14 protein-coding genes and 2 pseudogenes are annotated in these 18287 nt (G+C 40.3%); 5 read left to right on the forward strand and 11 right to left on the reverse strand.

Annotated elements, in window-relative coordinates; translation table 11 throughout:
• Positions 1–21: 21 nt before the first annotated feature.
• The gene (locus ACNSN2_RS16355) at positions 22–1977 is read left to right on the forward strand and encodes a hypothetical protein (RefSeq protein WP_418609765.1); all 1956 of its coding nucleotides are present in this window, start codon (positions 22–24) and stop codon (positions 1975–1977) included.
• Between the two features lie 62 nt (positions 1978–2039).
• Positions 2040–2498 carry a TlpA family protein disulfide reductase gene (locus tag ACNSN2_RS16360; RefSeq protein WP_418609763.1) on the forward strand — a complete coding sequence of 153 codons (459 nt, stop codon included), beginning with the start codon at positions 2040–2042 and terminating at the stop codon, positions 2496–2498.
• Between the two features lie 39 nt (positions 2499–2537).
• Here the strand turns inward: ACNSN2_RS16360 and ACNSN2_RS16365 are convergent, their stop codons facing one another.
• Entirely contained in the window at positions 2538–3848 is a 1311-nt protein-coding gene (locus tag ACNSN2_RS16365) for a DASH family cryptochrome (RefSeq protein WP_418609761.1), read from the reverse strand.
• Positions 3849–3980: 132 nt separating this feature from the next.
• A complete protein-coding gene (locus ACNSN2_RS16370; protein ID WP_418609759.1) occupies positions 3981–5708 on the reverse strand; it encodes a DUF885 domain-containing protein in 1728 nt (575 codons plus the stop codon).
• A 202-nt stretch (positions 5709–5910) separates the two neighbouring features.
• Here ACNSN2_RS16370 and ACNSN2_RS16375 point away from each other — a divergent pair.
• Together ACNSN2_RS16375 and ACNSN2_RS16380 are read left to right on the forward strand one after the other, a co-directional pair.
• Positions 5911–6084: pseudogene (locus ACNSN2_RS16375) on the forward strand (DUF4202 domain-containing protein); the annotation flags it as partial.
• A 40-nt stretch (positions 6085–6124) separates the two neighbouring features.
• Positions 6125–6631: a zf-TFIIB domain-containing protein gene (locus ACNSN2_RS16380; protein WP_010389445.1), complete on the forward strand. Its 507-nt coding sequence runs from the start codon at positions 6125–6127 to the stop codon at positions 6629–6631.
• Between the two features lie 54 nt (positions 6632–6685).
• On the opposite strand, the gene der is transcribed toward ACNSN2_RS16380, so the two are convergent.
• The 9 genes and pseudogenes from der to ndk form a co-directional block, all read right to left on the reverse strand.
• Positions 6686–8146: a ribosome biogenesis GTPase Der gene (gene der, locus ACNSN2_RS16385; protein WP_418609757.1), complete on the reverse strand. Its 1461-nt coding sequence runs from the start codon at positions 8144–8146 to the stop codon at positions 6686–6688.
• A 93-nt stretch (positions 8147–8239) separates the two neighbouring features.
• Positions 8240–9418, reverse strand: a complete 1179-nt coding sequence (bamB, locus tag ACNSN2_RS16390) for an outer membrane protein assembly factor BamB (RefSeq protein ID WP_055011539.1) — start codon at positions 9416–9418, stop codon at positions 8240–8242.
• A gap of 10 nt (positions 9419–9428) precedes the next feature.
• Entirely contained in the window at positions 9429–10049 is a 621-nt protein-coding gene (locus ACNSN2_RS16395) for a YfgM family protein (protein WP_054201417.1), read from the reverse strand.
• 44 nt (positions 10050–10093) lie between these two features.
• Positions 10094–11374: a histidine--tRNA ligase gene (hisS, locus tag ACNSN2_RS16400; protein ID WP_010389440.1), complete on the reverse strand. Its 1281-nt coding sequence runs from the start codon at positions 11372–11374 to the stop codon at positions 10094–10096.
• A gap of 187 nt (positions 11375–11561) precedes the next feature.
• A complete protein-coding gene (ispG, locus tag ACNSN2_RS16405; protein ID WP_008111348.1) occupies positions 11562–12680 on the reverse strand; it encodes a flavodoxin-dependent (E)-4-hydroxy-3-methylbut-2-enyl-diphosphate synthase in 1119 nt (372 codons plus the stop codon).
• A 5-nt stretch (positions 12681–12685) separates the two neighbouring features.
• The gene (locus ACNSN2_RS16410) at positions 12686–13555 is read right to left on the reverse strand and encodes a RodZ domain-containing protein (protein WP_418609753.1); all 870 of its coding nucleotides are present in this window, start codon (positions 13553–13555) and stop codon (positions 12686–12688) included.
• Positions 13556–13879: 324 nt separating this feature from the next.
• Positions 13880–14827: pseudogene (gene pilW, locus ACNSN2_RS16415) on the reverse strand (type IV pilus biogenesis/stability protein PilW); the annotation flags it as partial.
• A gap of 114 nt (positions 14828–14941) precedes the next feature.
• Positions 14942–16072 carry a bifunctional tRNA (adenosine(37)-C2)-methyltransferase TrmG/ribosomal RNA large subunit methyltransferase RlmN gene (locus ACNSN2_RS16420; protein WP_010389431.1) on the reverse strand — a complete coding sequence of 377 codons (1131 nt, stop codon included), beginning with the start codon at positions 16070–16072 and terminating at the stop codon, positions 14942–14944.
• 183 nt (positions 16073–16255) lie between these two features.
• Positions 16256–16687 (reverse strand): nucleoside-diphosphate kinase, encoded by a 432-nt coding sequence (ndk, locus tag ACNSN2_RS16425; protein ID WP_008111339.1) that lies wholly within the window; start codon positions 16685–16687, stop codon positions 16256–16258.
• Between the two features lie 268 nt (positions 16688–16955).
• Here ndk and ACNSN2_RS16430 point away from each other — a divergent pair, with 268 nt between their 5' ends.
• Positions 16956–18281: a methyl-accepting chemotaxis protein gene (locus ACNSN2_RS16430; protein WP_010389430.1), complete on the forward strand. Its 1326-nt coding sequence runs from the start codon at positions 16956–16958 to the stop codon at positions 18279–18281.
• The last annotated feature ends 6 nt before the right edge of the window (positions 18282–18287 follow it).

Genomic DNA, 18287 nt, shown 5'->3' on the forward strand with positions numbered 1-18287 from the left:
TACTGAAGATTAAGGATAATCATGGTTAATAAACTACAAGGCAATTATGCTAACTTAAATGCGTTGCTTGCCCAATCGGTCAATAATTCAAACCAAACCAGTATGCTCACAGGTTTGCAATCGCGTGCTCACTTAGCGCCAAGTTCGGCAACAATCACTGATGAAATGCTTAGTCAGTTTAGTGACCAACAAGTCGATGAAATACTTAATCAGCAATTATCCTCGTTACTCACGATTTCCAGCGCACCCAGTGGCTCAAATTATAAGCTCTCTAGTGAAGAGGTTGCACTACGTACGGTAATAAGCTCTCAGCAAGAGGGCTTATTAAAAAACGAACGTAGCGATCAGTTAATTGAGCGCTTAAATTCTTCTGTAAAAAATATCCAAGGTGCTTATGCCAACACTAGCGATATTTTATCAAACTTGGGGCAACTGGGGTTTAATCAAAAAACATTTTTAGCATCTAGCCAACAGCGTGTTGAACGCTCACTTAATCCTTTCATGGAAAGCTTTAATCGCGAGCGATTTGAAGACGATGATAACTATGGGTTTGAGCTTTCGGTAAAAACCAAAGAAGGTGATGTTATCAATATCGCCTTTCATTCTGCGCAAGGTTATGATGAGGAAACAGGCGAAACCACTGACGAATTTAGCATAAGTTATGAAGTAGATGGCGACTTATCTGAGACTGAACACCAAGCATTAACGCAAGTACTTTCTGGTGTTGGTGAAATGGCGGATGAATTTTTTAAGGCTAAACAAAGCGCTTACAGTCGTTACGTACCCGCAAACCAAGCTGATTTAGATTTAAGTTTTCTGAGCAATTTTGATAATAAAGAACTTTCGGGTTTTGATTTGTACTTTTCAACGTCAGAGGGAAATACTGTCGATGCTGATGGAGCGCTCCTTGGAATAGATAATGAGCTTAATTTAAGTTATACCCTTGATGAGGATTCTGAGCAGCAAATACTGGAGTTTGAATCGGTAAACGGACAAAACAATATTGATTTTTCGCTTGATATGTCAACCATTGGGGCTCAAGACAAAAGCCAAATGCAACAATACATAAAAGCGCTCGATAAAAGCTTAGAAGATAGCCAGCTCAATAGCTCTGAGAAAAGTACACGTTCTGCGTTTGGTCACAAAAGTGATGAAGTGATGAAACAAGGGTTGGCTGTTTTTAAAAGTGCGTTTAGTAGTATGTCATCAGCTGCTGAGCGCTATAGTGAAATTGAGTCGGTTGCTACAAAGCAGTTTACTAATGGACGCGAGCTTGTCGCTAATTTAGTTGACAACATGATCACCAAAGATCCGCGCTACCAAGGGCTAGGTAGCAGTAATAAAAATTCCTTAGGTGATGGTATTTCTAAGTTAGCTGATTTTGATGCAAAATTCTCTTTTGCAATGGATCAGGGGGATTACATAGCAACAAGTACCACAAAGCTGAGTCAAAATACAGAACACCAAAAATCAGCAGGGTTAACTGGGGTTACTCAAGATAAAACGGCGAGTACGCGTTTTAATTATGAAGAAGGTAACCGCTCTGACATCCCTCCTGATTATTATGATAAACAAGAAAATTACACTATTGGTACCGCTGTAAAAAATAACGAATTGGTTGCCCTTGATCAGGCTCATGAGGTGGATGTAGATAAAAAAGTGTATCAGTTTAATCCCGAAATATCTCAATACGAGCTAAAAAAAGAATTGAAAGAAACCAGCACCAGTGAGAGTAATATTCGTCTTATTAACGATATTTGGCTCGAGAAAAATGAAGATAGTCATCGTATGGATGAAAGAAAACGACTCAGTGGTGTGGGGGCGTCGAACGAGTTTAGAACAACATCGAGTTATTCACATACGCAATTAGTGACGTTAATTGGTGATTTAGATAAATTAGAACAAAACAAAGAAGTCAAACGTGAGTACTTAGCCGTTTTATCACAAGTGGATGATTTTATGGATAAAAGCAAGTAACTTTTATTTACTTAAGCTCGATTGTGGGTATAGTAACTAAAACACTATTTAAGTATAAGATTATGTTTAAACAATTAATTTTTCTTTTAATGTTGAGTTTACCACTGGCAGTGAATGCAACGCTCAAACCACACTCGGACGCTATTTCTGCTAAGCGTTTATTAAGCGAGCACGATAAATTTGCTAAACAATACCAAGCATTTCCGCCCACACCGCAAGACGTTGCATTGATGCAAAAACTAGCAGGTAAAGAGGTGTTAGTGCTTTTAGGTACGTGGTGTCATGACAGTGCCCGTGAAGTACCTCGATTAATAAAGTTACTCGATGAATCGAAGGTCAAACTCTCGAAAATAACTTTTGTTACAATCGGTTATGACAAACGTGATGAAGCAGGTATTGCCCTGGCGCATGACTTACAATATACCCCCACTTTTATTGTTAAGCATAACGGGGTTGAAGTTAACCGCGTAGTAGAAAAACCCAGCGGCACTCTCGCCCAAGCTTTAACCTTAGGCTTATAACGAGAGTCAGCTAGCCAATATCATGTTCGAGGTTTATTTTTACACTGGCCAATCAGCGGCGTCTAAGTCATCTAATTGTGCATCGCAATGCTCATTTCCTTGCCACTTGGCAATGTATACACCGTGAGGATCATATTGCTGAGTTTGTTTTTGCAAATTAAAGTGACGTCCGCCGCGCGGATCGACACCAACTCCAGCAATATATTGCCAATTACCCCAATTTGACGCCATATCGTAATCGATTAACTGTTGCTCAAAGTAAGCCGCACCATAACGCCAGTCTAGTTGTAGTTCGTTTACTAAACAGCTAGCAACGATTTGTCTTGAGCGATTGCTAATAAAGCCCGTTGCGTTTAGCTCTTTCATAATGGCATTAACTAACGGGTAAGGTGTACTGCCTTGGCACCATTTAGCAAAGCGATTCGGGCTAAACGTGGTGAGTGGCGAGCTTTGTTTCTTACCTTTAAAGGTAAATAACTGATGCTTAACATTAATCGCATGCCACTTGAAATACTCACGCCAGAGCAATTCAAACTTGATCCAGTAAGTTGACTCGTTTGCTCCATACTGCGTTTCATAAGCATCTACAGCACAAAAAACTTGCTTGGCACTAATACAGCCAAAAGCCAGCCAACTACTAAATTTTGTTGAGTTATCAAAGCCATCCAGCTCATTGCGAGTGATTTTATAGCTACTCGGTAAAGCCGATGAAAAGTACTGCTGGCAGTGCTCAAGCGCAACCTGATGCCCACCAAGTAATTGTGTATTCCCTGTTGCTGGCTTTTCTATCGGTTGTTTTGCGCAAAGTATAATAGGTGGAGGCAATCTTGCCGCTGAAAATGTATGTGTGGCTAAACTAATTTCTGCCGCTTCGATCTTTTTTCTAAAAGGTGTAAAGCCGGTTGGTAAATTAGCTAGTTCAAAGGGCAGTTGCTGTTGTTGATATAAAGTATCTTGCATCACAGATTTAAATACCACAGTCGTGCATTTTGACTTAAGAGCACTAATTTGGCGTTGCTCATATACACCTATTTGCTGGCTATATACAACTTCGTCAATGCTAAGCTCATTAATACGCTGTGTTAATACCTCAACTGGATCGCCTTCAATAATATGTAAAGTTTGGCCAAGCTCTAAAACAGACTCCTGTAGCTCATATAGGCTTTGCATTAAAAAGCGTTGTTTGTGGACACCAGAGGGTTTTTGTTGGTAGTTATTGCTTTTAAACCAAGCAGGGTTAATCACAAAGACCAGGTCCAACTCACATTGTTGTTGTGATAAATCATTGAGTATGGGGTTGTCGTCAATGCGCAAGTCATTTTGCAGCCAATACAGAATACGTTTTTTCATACTTATGCTCTGGTTTTTTAAAATCATTTATTTTACGAAGCAAAAGCGAGCAGAGATTAGTTTTGAGGTGTTTAATAGGGCTTTAAAAAGAGGCGATAATAATACCGCCTCTCAATTTGTTTCCGTTGTATCTTAGATAGCTAATTCTTGCTGTGCTATCCAGTCGTTAATTACATCTTCAAGTACCGCCATAGGAAGTGAACCTTGACCAATAACGGTGTCGTGAAAGCTGCGTATATCAAATTTAGCGCCTAGCTGTTTTTCGGCTTTTGCACGCAGTTCGCGTATTTTAATTTCGCCCATTTTGTATGAAAGCGCTTGGCCTGGCCATGAAATATAGCGGTCTATTTGATCCTCCACGGCGCTTTGTGGCAAGGCGGTATGATCAGCCAAATAATCAATCGCCTTTTGGCGGCTCCAGCCAAAGGCATGAATGCCGGTATCAACCACTAAGCGCACTGCGCGCCACATTTCGTAGCCTAAACGACCAAAGTCACTGTATGGACTTTGGTAAAAGCCCGCTTCTTTACCTAAACGCTCTGTATAAAGTGCCCAGCCCTCGCCAAATGCTGAGTGACTCAGTGTACGTCTAAATTCAGGAACGTCTAACTCCATTGCAATGGCGTTTTGTAAATGATGCCCAGGAATAGCTTCGTGCAGGCTAAGTGCTTCTAAATTATATAAAGGCTGCAATTTAGGTGTTGAGGCTAAAAAGTAAGTGCCAGGTGAGCGGTTATCTGGCGGTGGCATATAAAACGCACCACGACTCGCTGAGCCTTTTATAGTAAAGGTGTTACGCGGTAAATGGCCAAAGTAAGTGGGGAGTTTGCCATACATTTTTTGCGTTATAAAAGCGGTTTTTTCTAGCAAGTCTTGGGCGTCTTTTGCGTAAAATTGCTCATCGGTTGCTAAAAATTTTAAAAAGTCGCTGTAGCTGCCTTCAAAACCAACGCTATCAATAATGGCTTGCATTTGTGCTTTAATGCGCGCCACTTCTTTTAGACCAAGTTGATGAATTTGTTTAGGAGTAGCATTAGTGGTGGTGTAGTAATTAACCGTGTACTTGTAATAATCAAGGCCACCTTTGATGCTTGCAATACCCGGCTGCGTTCTACAGTGCGGCATATATTCGTTTTCAAAAAAGTCGTAAAAGTGCTCGTAAGCAGGCACAACTTTTGAGGCAATTATTGTTTTAGCTTTATTTTGGTAAGTTTCTTTTTGCGCTGCAGTAAATGTATTAGGGATGCGGGTAAATGGCTCATATAAGGCGCTATTCTCAGGTTGTTTAACTATATGAGCGTTAATGCTTTGGCCATAATTTTTAAACGTTTCGCAGTAATGTGTAAAACCGGTTTGAATGCCTTGTTTCATTAAATTAATGTTTTGCTGATTAAAACGAGGGTAGTCACTAAGGCTAACTAAAAATGCATCGTAATCCTCAGCAGTTAAAAAGGCCATGTTAGCTGGCGCTTCTGCAAAGTAAGTATGCCAGCCACTTAAAAAATTAATCGGAAAATACTTATCTTGATAAAGGTAGCTTTGCTGCTCTGTTTCTCGCTCATATTTAAATAAGCGGTAGTTCATTAGCTGCTCGCTATTGAGTGTTTTTGGGTCAATGCTGGCTAAGCTTTTTAGTACGCTGTTGTTGTAAGCTTGGCGCTTAGCAATGGCTTGCTCACTCCAATTTGGCAATGTGCCGTTTGGTTTCCAACCGTCTGGATCGGTTCTAAAAAATATTTTTTCTGCTTTCGCATTTTCCCAATGGTTATCAATAATGGTTGTTAAGTCGCTGCTACTGTCGGCTAAGCTTGGCAGCGAGGTGGCTGCTAAACAAATAGCTAAAATTGTTTTTTTAAACATGTTGAATTTCACTTTTTAGAGTTTTAATTGTTATTCATGCGCGTGCCTATTTTACGATAATAACAAGTTCACTCAATTAATGCGTTGGTTTTTAACAGCAGTCTAGCTTATTGTTTTACTGGTGTTTAAAATAAAACATATTGGAGTAGCGATATTTAATAACGTATTTTGCTAACTGATAAGGCGAATAGCCAACACCCAAATATTTATTGAGCATTTCATGCTTAGCTTTGCAGGTTCGAAATCCGATTATGATGAAGAAAAATGGATTGGGATTACTCGCTGTACTTGGAAAAAAATGTCAGATAATGCACATGAGTTTGTATTGGCAGGTCACACACCACTAATTGGCCTGATACACAAAGCGTTAGAATAACTATTTAACTTTAGGTATTAAAATAAAAAGGATTTTGAAAATGTTGTGCCCTCGTACGAATACACCATTGGAGTCTATATTAGTTGGCGGTATCACTGTTTATACATCGTCGTTAGGAGGCGTTTTTTTCGATAACAGCCAAATTTTTAAATTTAGCTCGCCAGAGTTAAAACATGGTCAGGTTTTACTTAAGTATTTAAGTAATTATGCCGAAGGTGAGGGGGAAGTCGCAATGCGAGTAAATTGCCCTAAATGCCCAAGCATAGTGATGATGCGTAGGTATTTTTCACCGCTAAAAGCAGTTGAAATAGATGAGTGCCCTAGCTGTGCGGGAATATGGCTTGATAGTGGCGAATTAAGCAAAATACATGAAAACCATTTAACACCCAAAGAACGAAAACTGCTAGCCCACGAAATGGCCACCAATCATGGGTTTATAACTATTAAAACGCCAAAATCGAAATATTATCCTAAAGCGCCTAAAAACCTTCAAGGCACCACAGTTGAACGGCTGGTGCAATTGGCATTACTTAATTTTGAATCATAAAAAACGGCGTACTATAAAGTACACCGTTTTATTAAACTGACTTAATCAAAATCGTTATGACTTATTGCGGTTTTCTTTACTAAACGCGCGAATTTTACGTTTTTGCGACAGGGTTACTTTATTAGTGCGCCCTGCAAATGGGTTATCGCCTTCTCTAAATTCAATTTTGATTGGCGTACCCATAATTTTTAGTGCTTTACGATAGTAGTTCATGAGGTAGCGTTTGTAGCTATCAGGTAAGTCATGTACTTGGTTACCATGAATAACGATACGTGGCGGATTGTAGCCCCCAGCATGCGCATACTTAAGCTTAACACGACGTCCACGAACAAGTGGTGGCTGATGGTCGGCCTGTGCCATGTCCATAATACGACGCAACATAGCAGTACTAATCCGCTTAGTTGCCGACTCATACGCTTCGTCAACTGATTCAAATAAATGACCAACACCAGTACCATGCAGAGCAGAGATAAAGTGTAGGCGGGCAAAATCAATAAAGCCTAAACGACGATCAAGCTCAGTCTTAATACGGTCTTTAACGTAGTTATCTAGACCATCCCACTTATTCACGGCAATAACTAATGAGCGCCCTGAGTTAAGCGCAAAACCTAACAGGCTTAAGTCTTGATCAGAAATACCATCGCGGGCATCAACCACTAATAACACGACGTTACAATCTTCGATTGCTTGTAGCGTTTTAATGACTGAGAATTTCTCAACCACGTCACTTACTTTTTTACGTTTACGCACACCAGCGGTATCGATAAGAATATATTCTTTATCGTTACGGGTCATCGGAATGTAAATTGAGTCGCGGGTTGTACCTGGCATATCGTATACAATAACACGGTCTTCACCTAGTATACGGTTAGTAAGGGTTGACTTACCTACATTTGGACGACCAATAATTGCCAGCTTTACCGGCTTGTCGGCAAACGCTTGGTGATCGGTGTCATCTTCTTGATATAAGTCGATAAGTTCTTCATCGTCATCGGCTACATCTTCATCAAGAGCGGCAAGTTCAGCAATAACAGGCTGAAGAGTTTGCTCAAGCAGTAAAGTAATACCACGGCCATGTGCGGCAGCGATATGATGAACTTCACCAAGTGAAAGTTGATAAAATTCAGCACAGTTTGAGTCGGCATCAATGCCGTCTGTTTTATTGGCAACAACAAAACATTTTTTCTCTTGCTTACGTAAGTGGTTAGCAATAGCTTGATCAGCCACTGTCATACCCACGCGAGCATCAACTAAAAATAAAACAATATCCGCTTCTTCAATGGCTAGTAATGACTGATCAGCCATTTCGGTTTCGATACCTTCTTCTGAACCATCAATACCGCCCGTATCTACCACGATAAATTCAAAGCCATCGTAATTTGCTTGGCCATATTTTCTATCACGCGTTAAGCCAGGAAAGTCGGCAACGAGTGCATCACGAGTACGTGTTAAACGGTTAAATAATGTGGATTTGCCCACATTGGGTCGCCCTACAAGAGCGATCACGGGAAGCATAAACTACCTCTTTAAAAAACAACAAAAGGCTTCGCAGTGCGAAGCCTTACAAAAAATAATTAACTATTAGTGCCTTACACTAATAGTAGACAGTTAGTTCGGTATTTTTACCGCGCTAACTTCACCATCGCGGGTGTATAAAATCAATTTATCGTCAGCGACAACGGGCTCAACAAAAAAACCTGAGCTGTCAAAGTCTTCACGAGATACTAGCTCGCCAGTTTCTTTATTTAACCAATGCAAATTGCCTTCTTGGTCACCTAACGCTAAATAATTACCGGCAACCGCTGGACCTGTTAAGTACCAGCCACGTAGAGCGGGTTGGCTCCAACGTTCAATGCCTGAATCCTTATCAAGTGCATAAACAACGCCGTTACTATCAACAACGTAAATTGTTTGCAAATCCATGCTAATTTCACGGTAGCTGCTGTATTCACGTTTCCATACAACATTACCTGAACGAATATCTACTGCTGATAAGTTACCATTGTATGCAATAGCGTAAGCAAATGGACCGCTAATGATCGGCTGCGTATCTACATCAACTAAACGTTCAAACTCTGATGCGCCTTTTGGCACTGCAATTTCTGCACTCCATGCCGAGTAGCCACTCTCAGAAATTAAAACACTTAACTTACCTGTTTCTAGGCCTAGTAACACACCACCGTTAGCCACAGTAGGTGAGCTTTGACCGCGTAAAGTCAGCGGTGGCACTTCTTGCTCAAAGCTCCAGCGTTCTTCACCAGTATCTGGGTGAAGCGCAAGTAACTTACCTGAGGCTAAATTTACAAAGATTAAGCCATCACCTGCAGCGGGTTTAGAGAGTGATTCGCCAGGTACTTTTTTACGCCAGATTTCTTTACCAGTCTCACGGTCAAGTGCAATTACATAACCATGTTCAGAGCCTAAATAGATTTTACCATAAGCTTGTAATATTCCGCCTGATAATTTTGCACTATCGTTATCGCTCCAAGGCCAAAACGATAAATCTTGGCGAACGTCGGTTTCCCATTGGGTATCGCCATTGGCAAGTGATAAGGCTTCTACTTGGCCTTCACGGCTAGCAACATACACTGTCTCTTTATAAACAGCAGGTGATAAGCGTGAAAAGTAATGCTCTACACCACTACCAATTGATTCTTGCCATACCACATCAGTTTCAAATTGATTGGCTATTTCTGGAAGCACCAGTTCTTCTTCGTCATCACTTGAAGAACACCCCATTAGGGTTGCCATACATAGGGCAAGCGTTGCTGTTGTTATTTTTCTCATGCCTAAAACCTTATGCCGCTGGGCTAGTTACTGCTAGGTCATCTAACTTAATTTGTAAAAGAGGATTACTCGTTAATCCACCTGCATCAACAGCAGCTTGGTAAGCTACGCGTGCTTGCTCTTTATTGCCTTGTTGAGTGTAAATATCACCTTTTAATTCAGCCACATTTGCGTTAAATGCTTCAGGAAGAGGAGCATTTAATGTACTCAATGCATCATCGTATTGCTGCTGAGCAATTTGCACACGTGCTAAACGTGTTGTTGCAATGGCTTTAAGCTGGGCGTTATCAACGTTAGTTACGATCCAGCTTAATTTTTCATTTGCTAAATCTAAGTTTTGGGCATCTACAGCTTCTTTTGCAGCAACAAATGCCGCTAGAGTTGCGTACTGAGTGTCTTTGTTTTCACTGATAAATGCATCAGCAGACGCTAATACGCTGTCGCTTTCAACAAGCTTAGTGTATGCATCAGATGCTTGCTCTGCGGTCGTTATTTGATTTTGGTTGTATGCTTTCCAGCCATATAAACCACCTAAACCAACAATAACGCCTAACGCTAGTGAAAGGCCGTTTTCACGAAAAAAGCGTTTAATTGCTTCTGCTTGTTGTTCTTCTGTTGAATAAATTTCCATGCTTACCTCTGTTAAAGCGCTTCACTACTTACGCTTTATATAATTTAGCTATTAATTAGTTCTGCAAGTAACGTTTTAGCTTGTTCTAGTTCTAGTGTGACTTGTTCTTTACGTTCACGTAAGTATTTAATAGTCACAACGCCTTGCTCTAATTCATCTTCACCGATAATAATTGCGACGAGAGCATCGCTTTTATCAGCACGTTTAAGTTGTTTTTTAAAGTTACCACCGCCAGCGTGCACCATTACGCGTAATCCAGGTACATCACGACGTAAGGTAGATGCAATTATAGGCGCTTGAATACTAGCTTTGTCGCCCATAGCTGCTAAATATACATCAGCACTACGGCGTATGTCACCTACACATTCAAGTGCTTGAAGCAGTAAAACCAAGCGCTCTAAACCCATCGCGAAACCTACCGCAGGGGTTGATTTACCGCCTAATTGTTCTACTAAACCATCATAACGACCACCAGCACATACAGTACCTTGTGCACCTAAGCTGTCGGTTACCCATTCAAATACAGTGCGGTTGTAATAATCTAAGCCACGTACCAGCTTTTCATTAACCGTGTATTTGACGCCTGCGGCATCTAATCGTTCACATAAATTTTCAAAATGTTCTTTTGATTCAGCATCTAAATGTTCAGATAACTTTGGTGCATCGACTAAGATTGCCTGAATGTCTGGATTTTTAGTATCCAAAACGCGCAGTGGGTTAGAGTACATACGACGTTTTGAATCTTCATCTAGTACATCGGTATGTTGTTCTAAAAAGGCGATTAAGGCATCGCGGTACTGTGCGCGAGCTTCGTTTGAACCTAATGAATTAAGTTCTAAACGCACATGGTCAGTAATGCCAAATGCTTCCCAAAGTTGCGCCGTGAGTAAAATAACTTCGGCGTCAATATCGGCGCTGGCAATACCAAAAGTCTCTAAACCAAACTGATGAAATTGACGGTAACGACCTTTTTGTGGGCGTTCATGGCGAAACATAGGGCCCATGTACCAAAGGCGTTGTTCTTGATTGTATAACAGGCCATTTTCGTTACCTGCACGTACACACACTGCAGTCCCTTCCGGGCGCAAGGTTAAATTGTCGCCGTTACGATCGGCAAAGGTGTACATTTCTTTTTCTACTATATCGGTTACTTCACCAATAGAGCGTTTAAATAGGTCGGTTGATTCTACAATTGGAAAACGAATTTCTTGATAACCAAACGATGATACGGTCTCGCGTAAAATGTGTTCTACTTTCTGCCAAACTTGCGTATCGCCTGGCAGGCAATCGTTCATACCGCGAACTGCCTGAATTTGTTTTGCCACTGATAAATCCTAAATCTGTTTATGTGCAACCCTGGGCTGCAACCACGTAAAACTAAAAAATCGACCCTGCATTATAACCTTAACTATAAGGTAATTGCGAGCGTAGCGGAGCGTACGTAATTTATACTACGTTGTGAATACCGCGACTAAAAAAGGTCATTTAAATACATAGTGTTGTAACAACACATCACTCTACGATTTTTATGTCGATTGGAGTTTGTTGTTGCTTCTGTTCAATGAAATCGCGTACATAGCCTTCAAGTTGATCAACAATATTATTGTTATCAATACGGGCTTTTTGGCGTTCGCCATTAATGTATAAACCTGAGCGACGGTTTGCGCCGGCAAGGCCAATATCACTCACTAATGCTTCGCCTGGTCCATTAACCACACAGCCAATGACTGACACTGAAACTGGCTCAATAATATCTTCTAAACGCTCTTCAAGTTGATTCATGGTGCTTACTACATCAAACTCTTGGCGTGAACAGCTAGGGCAAGCAATAAAATTAATGCCGCGAGAGCGAATACGCAATGATTTTAATATATCAAAGCCTACTTTTATTTCTTGAACTGGATCCGCTGCTAGTGATACACGCAGCGTGTCACCAATACCTTCAGCTAATAACATGCCTAAACCAACAGCCGATTTAACTGAACCAGAGCGCATGCCGCCTGCTTCAGTAATGCCTAAATGCAGTGGCTGATCGATCTCTTTTGCAAGTAGACGATACGCGCCAACTGCTAAAAATACGTCTGACGCTTTCACCGAAATTTTAAATTGGTCAAAGTCTAAGCGACGTAATATATCTACATGGCGCATTGCCGATTCAAGTAGAGCTTCAGGTGTTGGCTCGCCGTATTTTTCTTGTAGGTCGCGCTCAAGTGAGCCGCCATTTACGCCAATACGAATTGGAATGTTATGCTCTCGAGCTGAGTCGACAACCGCTCTAATACGCTCTTCACTGCCAATGTTTCCTGGATTAATACGTAAACAATCAACGCCATACTTTGCTACTTTTAATGCAATACGGTAGTCAAAGTGAATATCAGCAACCAGCGGTATCGATACCTGCTCTTTAATGCTTTTAAATGCTTCAGCTGCATCCATAGTTGGTACAGATACACGCACTATGTCAGCACCGGCATCTTGAATCGCTTGAATTTGAGCTACAGTGGCATCAATGTCCATGGTGTCTGTGTTGGTCATTGACTGCACGGCAATTGGTGCACCATCACCAATTGGAACATTACCCACATTAATGCGGGTGGATTTTCTGCGTTTTATAGGAGATTCTGAAAACATAGCGACTACTCTGCTAAGGGTAATTTAAATTTAGCTAAACGGTTTTTAGGAAAAGCCGAAATATCAACTGGCTCACCATTTAGGGTAATACGAACAACATCGTGCTTGCCTAATACTACTGAAAAAGGTGCTACACCGGTTAGGGTCATTTCGTAGCCTGCTTTTTTTACACCAAATGCAATTTTCTCATCGTTGGCATCGTGGATTTCAACCCAGCTTTCGTCATTAAACATCATAATAATGGTGCTTAAATCACTGTTTGTTAGTTCACTTTGGCTTTGTGCATCGTTAAGGGGCGCAGCCTGAATTGTTTGTTGTTCATTGATTACGGCTGAGTTTGCTTGTGGTGCAGGCTCAATCTCATTTGATTGTGCTTCATCGGCAGCTTCTGCTAACAGTTTTGTGCTTTCTTGTTGCTCCGAGATGAGCGAATTATTTGCATTAATAGTGTTAGTTTGTTCATCAATAGGCATTGCATTTTGCCACCACCATACGGCTGATGAGCCAATAACAATGGCTAAAATTAAATAACTTACCGTCATTAGTCGGCTGTCATGGGCTTCTTTTTCTGTACGTCTTGAAAAGCTTTGCATATCTACAGGCTTATCTGATGTGCTATAGGCTGGCAGCATAGTTAAAATAGCAGTGCTATCAATGTTTAGCGTGCGACAATAATTTTTTATGTAGCCTTTAACAAATGTTTTTGCGCCTAGTAAATGATATTCGTCGTTTTCAATATGCTCAACCTGCGATTCAGTCAACTTTAATAATGATGCAATCTTAGCAAGGCTAATGTTTGCATTTTCTCTATGTGTTTTTAGTATTTGACCTACAGAGGGTTCATCGTTCTGCGGTTGTGTATTATCTTCATTCATAATGTGTATCAGTTTGGATCCACTAGTAAAAGTTTATGTTTTGGCTTAACAACCAGAGTAAGACTTCGTTTTTATTTTTTGGTATTCGTTAATTCTTGTTACTAAGGCGCACTATAAAAAGGGACTACATGAAATATCTTAAAAACTATACCGTGTTTAGATAAAATTTATGTGTTTTTAAGTCCTTTAATACACCTTATTCGTAGTAGTCTAGCATTGTATCACACTGAAATGCTAAATTGCTTTACCCTAAAACAGGCTTTTACACATCATCCTTAAGGCTATATTTTGGTTTACAGCTAAAAGGTGTGTAATTATCTAGCGTATTTTTTTAGTTTGCTCACCTGACGCTTCGCTATTTGAAGTCGGTATGGGGCTTTTTTTACGAATAACCTTTATTTTCGGCTCAGCAATAATTTGATTGTTATTATTGCTTTCTTGTAATTCATCTAACTGTGCTTGGCGATATTTTTCACGTAGTACTTCAAATTCTGTTCGTCTTAACTGGTTATCGCGAATAGCGTTAGCTTGCATACTACTAGGGTAGGTTTGTAATAAGGTTGTCGCAATTTTTTCTGCTTCTTCAATTTTACCCATTCGTTGTTTAACCAAATAGCCAAGCAACAAAGCGCGAGAAGAAACTTGCGCGGTATCGTCATAACGTTTTATTAAGTTGCTGGCTTTGTACAAGTCGCTTTTTGCGTAATATAAAGCGGCTAAGCTTATTAATGTAGATGCGCGTTGTGAACTATGGTTTAGTGCTTGCTGAAAATAGCTTTCGGCGTTGGTGAAATCGTTAAACTCAATGGCACATAGAGCCAAATTTTCATAGCTTTGCGCTACACGAATATAACTAGGTATTTCAATCGCTTTTAAAAACTGATCGGTGGCGCGGTCATACTCATTAATACTGCACAAAAACGTGCCGTAGTTGTTTAAGGTGTTAGGATCATTTGGCTTAATGGCCAACGCTTTTTGATAGGCTTTGTCGGCTAATCCGTTCTCGCCAACTTGTTGGTAATAGTATGCTAAAGAGTAGTGTACTTCGGGTAAGTTTGGGGCGTACTCGCTGGCACGTTCTAAGTTATATTTAGCTTGAGAGTTATTGCCTGTATTTAAATACTGTAATGCCAATGCTATGCGCGTGCGAGCTGCACCATCGTTATTAATTTTATTCTCGAGGACCGGTTTATCGCTGCCGTTGTAACTATTTTCGGTAACACAACCGCTTAAAAACAGTGTTGATAGTGCTAACGTAAGTAAAAATCGCATTACTTTGTCTCTTTATTTATATCCATAACCTCTATCTTACCTCAAAGCCTTTGTGTTGCATCATTTATTTAAAAATAAACGATATATCACAAAGGCTCTTGATTACTCAAAAAATTAGGCTTGATGAATATTCACTGCAATTGCATTGTCATCACGCATTTTCTTTTTCGCCATACGCTTCGTACGGTCTACAACATCGCCAGCTAACTGACCACAGGCAGCGTCAATGTCATCCCCGCGAGTACGACGAACAATACAGGTAATACCCGCAGCTTGTAATACTTTAGAGAAACGATCAATTCTACTGTTGCTTGAACGAGTATATTCATTACCTGGGAATGGATTAAATGGAATAAGGTTAACCTTCGAGGGCGTTCCCTTTAACGTTTTAACCAGTTCATGAGCCTGATCGGTACTATCGTTAACGCCGTTAAGCATTACATATTCAATAGTCACATCTTTATTGGCTTTTGAACCGTCAATGTAACGACGACACGCAGCTAAAAACTCTTCAATTGGGTATTTTTTATTGATCGGTACTAAAATATCACGCAGGGCGTTATCTGGCGCATGCAGTGAAATTGCCAGTGCAACGTCTATTTTTTCTTTCAATAAATCAAGGGCAGGTACCACACCTGAAGTGCTTAATGTAACGCGGCGTTTAGATAAACCAAAGCCCCAGTCGTCCATCATTAATTCCATTGCAGGTACCACGTTTTTAACGTTAAGTAACGGCTCGCCCATACCCATCATCACTACGTTAGTGACAGGGCGCTTTTCGCTGTTGCCATCAAGGCCAATATCTTTGGCTACTCGCCATACTTGGCCGATAATTTCAGACACTTTTAAGTTACGGTTAAAGCCTTGTTGCGCAGTAGAACAAAATGTACATTCTAGTGCACAGCCCACTTGAGAAGATACACACAAGGTGGCGCGATCTTTTTCTGGGATCCACACGGCTTCAACTTCTTGACCGCCTTCTAGTACGAGTGCGTATTTGATGGTACCGTCGCTGGCTTGTTGGCGAACTGATATTTCTGGTGCAACAATTTCGCATTCATTTTTAAGCTTTTCTTTTAACTTTTTGTTTACGTTACTCATTTCGTCGAAATTATCTACGCCAAAATGATAAATCCATTTCATCACCTGATCGCCACGGAATGGCTTTTCACCGAATGATACAAATAGCTCACGCATTGCATCTCGGTTTAAATCTAATAAGTTAATCTTTTTTTGCTCGGTCATGTAACAACCTCAATCGGTGGCGGTGATGGTAAAAATTTACAAGGACGAATTGTACACAATTCATCCACTATAATCATTAAGTAAAACATCATAAATAAACGGCTAATACTTTACTTAATGACTAAAAAAGGGCTCGAAAGCCCTTTTCATACTTTGCATCACAGGGTTAGCTGTGAACTCGAATTAACGAGTACGTGGGCAAAGCTCTTCGTCAGCGAAGAAGTACGCGATTTCGCGAGCAGCAGATTCAACAGCATCAGAACCGTGAACCGCATTTTCGTCGATGCTATCAGCGTAGTCTGCACGTAAAGTGCCAGCTAGTGCTTCAGCAGGGTTAGTAGCACCCATGATTTCACGGTTTTTAAGAACAGCGTTTTCGCCTTCAAGAACGGTAACCATTACTGGGCCAGAAGTCATGAAAGATACTAAAGCGCCAAAGAAAGGACGTTCGCTGTGTTCAGCGTAGAAACCTTCAGCTTTCTCTTGTGAAAGGTGAACCATTTTAGCTGCAACGATTTTAAGACCCGCAGTTTCGAAACGGTTGTAGATTGCGCCGATGTGGTTTTTAGCAACTGCATCAGGTTTTACGATTGAAAAAGTACGCTCTAAAGCCATCTTTGTGCTCCAATAATTTAAATAAAAGGTTGAATATTAACGGGCGCGAATTATACGCGTTTTAGTCGAAAAAACCTAATTTATTCTACGTTGACGAATATTTTAATTTAACAACCTATACTTACTGAACTAAAAAAGTGGCTATAACGTTAATATGAGTTTATAAATTAGTGCCACATCTGATTTGTATTTTTTAGTCATAGCGATTTTCAATGCGTCTATCGACTCCAAATGCATGAAGAATACATGCAAACTTTAAGGTAAAAATATGTTTTTTAACCAACCTTTAAAAACTCAAATTGCTGATTTACAAAGTAAGCTTTCAGTGAGGGAGCAGGTTAAGCAAAGTTTAGACAGTGAAATGCTGGTATTAGAGCTTGATAAACAAGGCGCTATTTTAAGACAAAATAAAAACTTTGAGCGAGAGTTTAACTACTCAAATAATAAAATAATTAATAAAAACATTTTAGATTTCATCTCAGAAAATGCGAGAAATAACGCTGATTTTCATGCCTTTAAAAAAGCGTTAAGTAAAGCCGAACATTTTGCTGGCGCTATTCAAGTATCTCACGAAAACGGACAACGAGATTGGTTACGCTGTATTTTACACCCGATAAAAAATGAGCAAGGTCAGCTTGAGTATTTAACCCTGCATTGCACTGTGCTTACACAAATAATTGAAAGCTCGAGAGAAAACGAAGATTTAATCAAAGCATTGCATCGTTCAACAGCGGTTATTGAGTTCGATACTCAGGGTATGGTTCTGCGTGTTAATGACAACTTCTTAAAAAGTATGAGTTATTCAAGACAAGATGTGGTGGGCAAACATCATGGTATGTTCTGCGATGAGCAAGAAGCGAGTAGTAAAGAGTATCAAGTCTTCTGGCAACGTTTGCGCAATGGCGAGTTTATTGCGAGCAGATTTAAACGTATTGATAAGCACGGTCATGAGGTTTGGTTAGAAGCATCATATAATCCGATTTTTAATGAAGCCAATGAGCTCTACAAAGTAGTAAAATTTGCTACGGTGATCACTGATCAAGTAGAAAGAGAACTGGCCACAGAGCAAGCGGCAAATATTGCGCATGGCACTTCTATCGAAACTGACAATAACGCGGATAAAGGCGCAGAGGTGGTACAAAAAACTGTACAGGTTATGAACGAATTGTCGGTACAAATGGAGCAAGCTGCTCAAGAAATTTCAGCATTAGATAAACAATCGCAACTTATTGCGAGCATAGTGCAGAGTATTAGCAGCATTGCTGATCAAACTAATTTATTGGCGCTTAATGCGGCTATTGAGGCCGCGCGTGCTGGCGAGCAAGGCCGTGGGTTTGCTGTGGTGGCTGATGAAGTGCGTTTACTTGCTTCAAGAACCAGTAAAGCTACCGAAGAAATAGTGGATGTTGTACAGCAAAACCAAAATTTAACTCAATCAACCGTTGCTGTAATTGAGCAAGGTAAAAATAAAGCGCAACAAGGCTTAGACCTTTCCAAAGAATCTGGTGATGTAATGAGTGATATTAAAAAAGGCGCGCAACAAGTTGTTGATGCCGTTAGTCAATTCTCGAACCAATTAAGCAGTAAAAAATAACTTAAA

The organism is Pseudoalteromonas sp. US3C1013 (assembly GCF_048401115.1).
Taxonomy (GTDB): Bacteria; Pseudomonadota; Gammaproteobacteria; order Enterobacterales; family Alteromonadaceae; genus Pseudoalteromonas; species Pseudoalteromonas undina.

Bases quoted from the DNA above. Each gene is read 5' to 3' on its own strand.
- ACNSN2_RS16355 (WP_418609765.1), top strand. From the start codon at position 22: ATGGTTAATAAACTACAAGGCAATTATGCTAACTTAAATGCGTTGCTT.
- ACNSN2_RS16360 (WP_418609763.1), top strand. From the start codon at position 2,040: ATGTTTAAACAATTAATTTTTCTTTTAATGTTGAGTTTACCACTGGCA.
- ACNSN2_RS16365 (WP_418609761.1), bottom strand. From the start codon at position 3,848: ATGAAAAAACGTATTCTGTATTGGCTGCAAAATGACTTGCGCATTGAC.
- ACNSN2_RS16370 (WP_418609759.1), bottom strand. From the start codon at position 5,708: ATGTTTAAAAAAACAATTTTAGCTATTTGTTTAGCAGCCACCTCGCTG.
- ACNSN2_RS16380 (WP_010389445.1), top strand. From the start codon at position 6,125: ATGTTGTGCCCTCGTACGAATACACCATTGGAGTCTATATTAGTTGGC.
- der (WP_418609757.1), bottom strand. From the start codon at position 8,146: ATGCTTCCCGTGATCGCTCTTGTAGGGCGACCCAATGTGGGCAAATCC.
- bamB (WP_055011539.1), bottom strand. From the start codon at position 9,418: ATGAGAAAAATAACAACAGCAACGCTTGCCCTATGTATGGCAACCCTA.
- ACNSN2_RS16395 (WP_054201417.1), bottom strand. From the start codon at position 10,049: ATGGAAATTTATTCAACAGAAGAACAACAAGCAGAAGCAATTAAACGC.
- ispG (WP_008111348.1), bottom strand. From the start codon at position 12,680: ATGTTTTCAGAATCTCCTATAAAACGCAGAAAATCCACCCGCATTAAT.
- ACNSN2_RS16410 (WP_418609753.1), bottom strand. From the start codon at position 13,555: ATGAATGAAGATAATACACAACCGCAGAACGATGAACCCTCTGTAGGT.
- ACNSN2_RS16420 (WP_010389431.1), bottom strand. From the start codon at position 16,072: ATGACCGAGCAAAAAAAGATTAACTTATTAGATTTAAACCGAGATGCA.
- ndk (WP_008111339.1), bottom strand. From the start codon at position 16,687: ATGGCTTTAGAGCGTACTTTTTCAATCGTAAAACCTGATGCAGTTGCT.
- ACNSN2_RS16430 (WP_010389430.1), top strand. From the start codon at position 16,956: ATGTTTTTTAACCAACCTTTAAAAACTCAAATTGCTGATTTACAAAGT.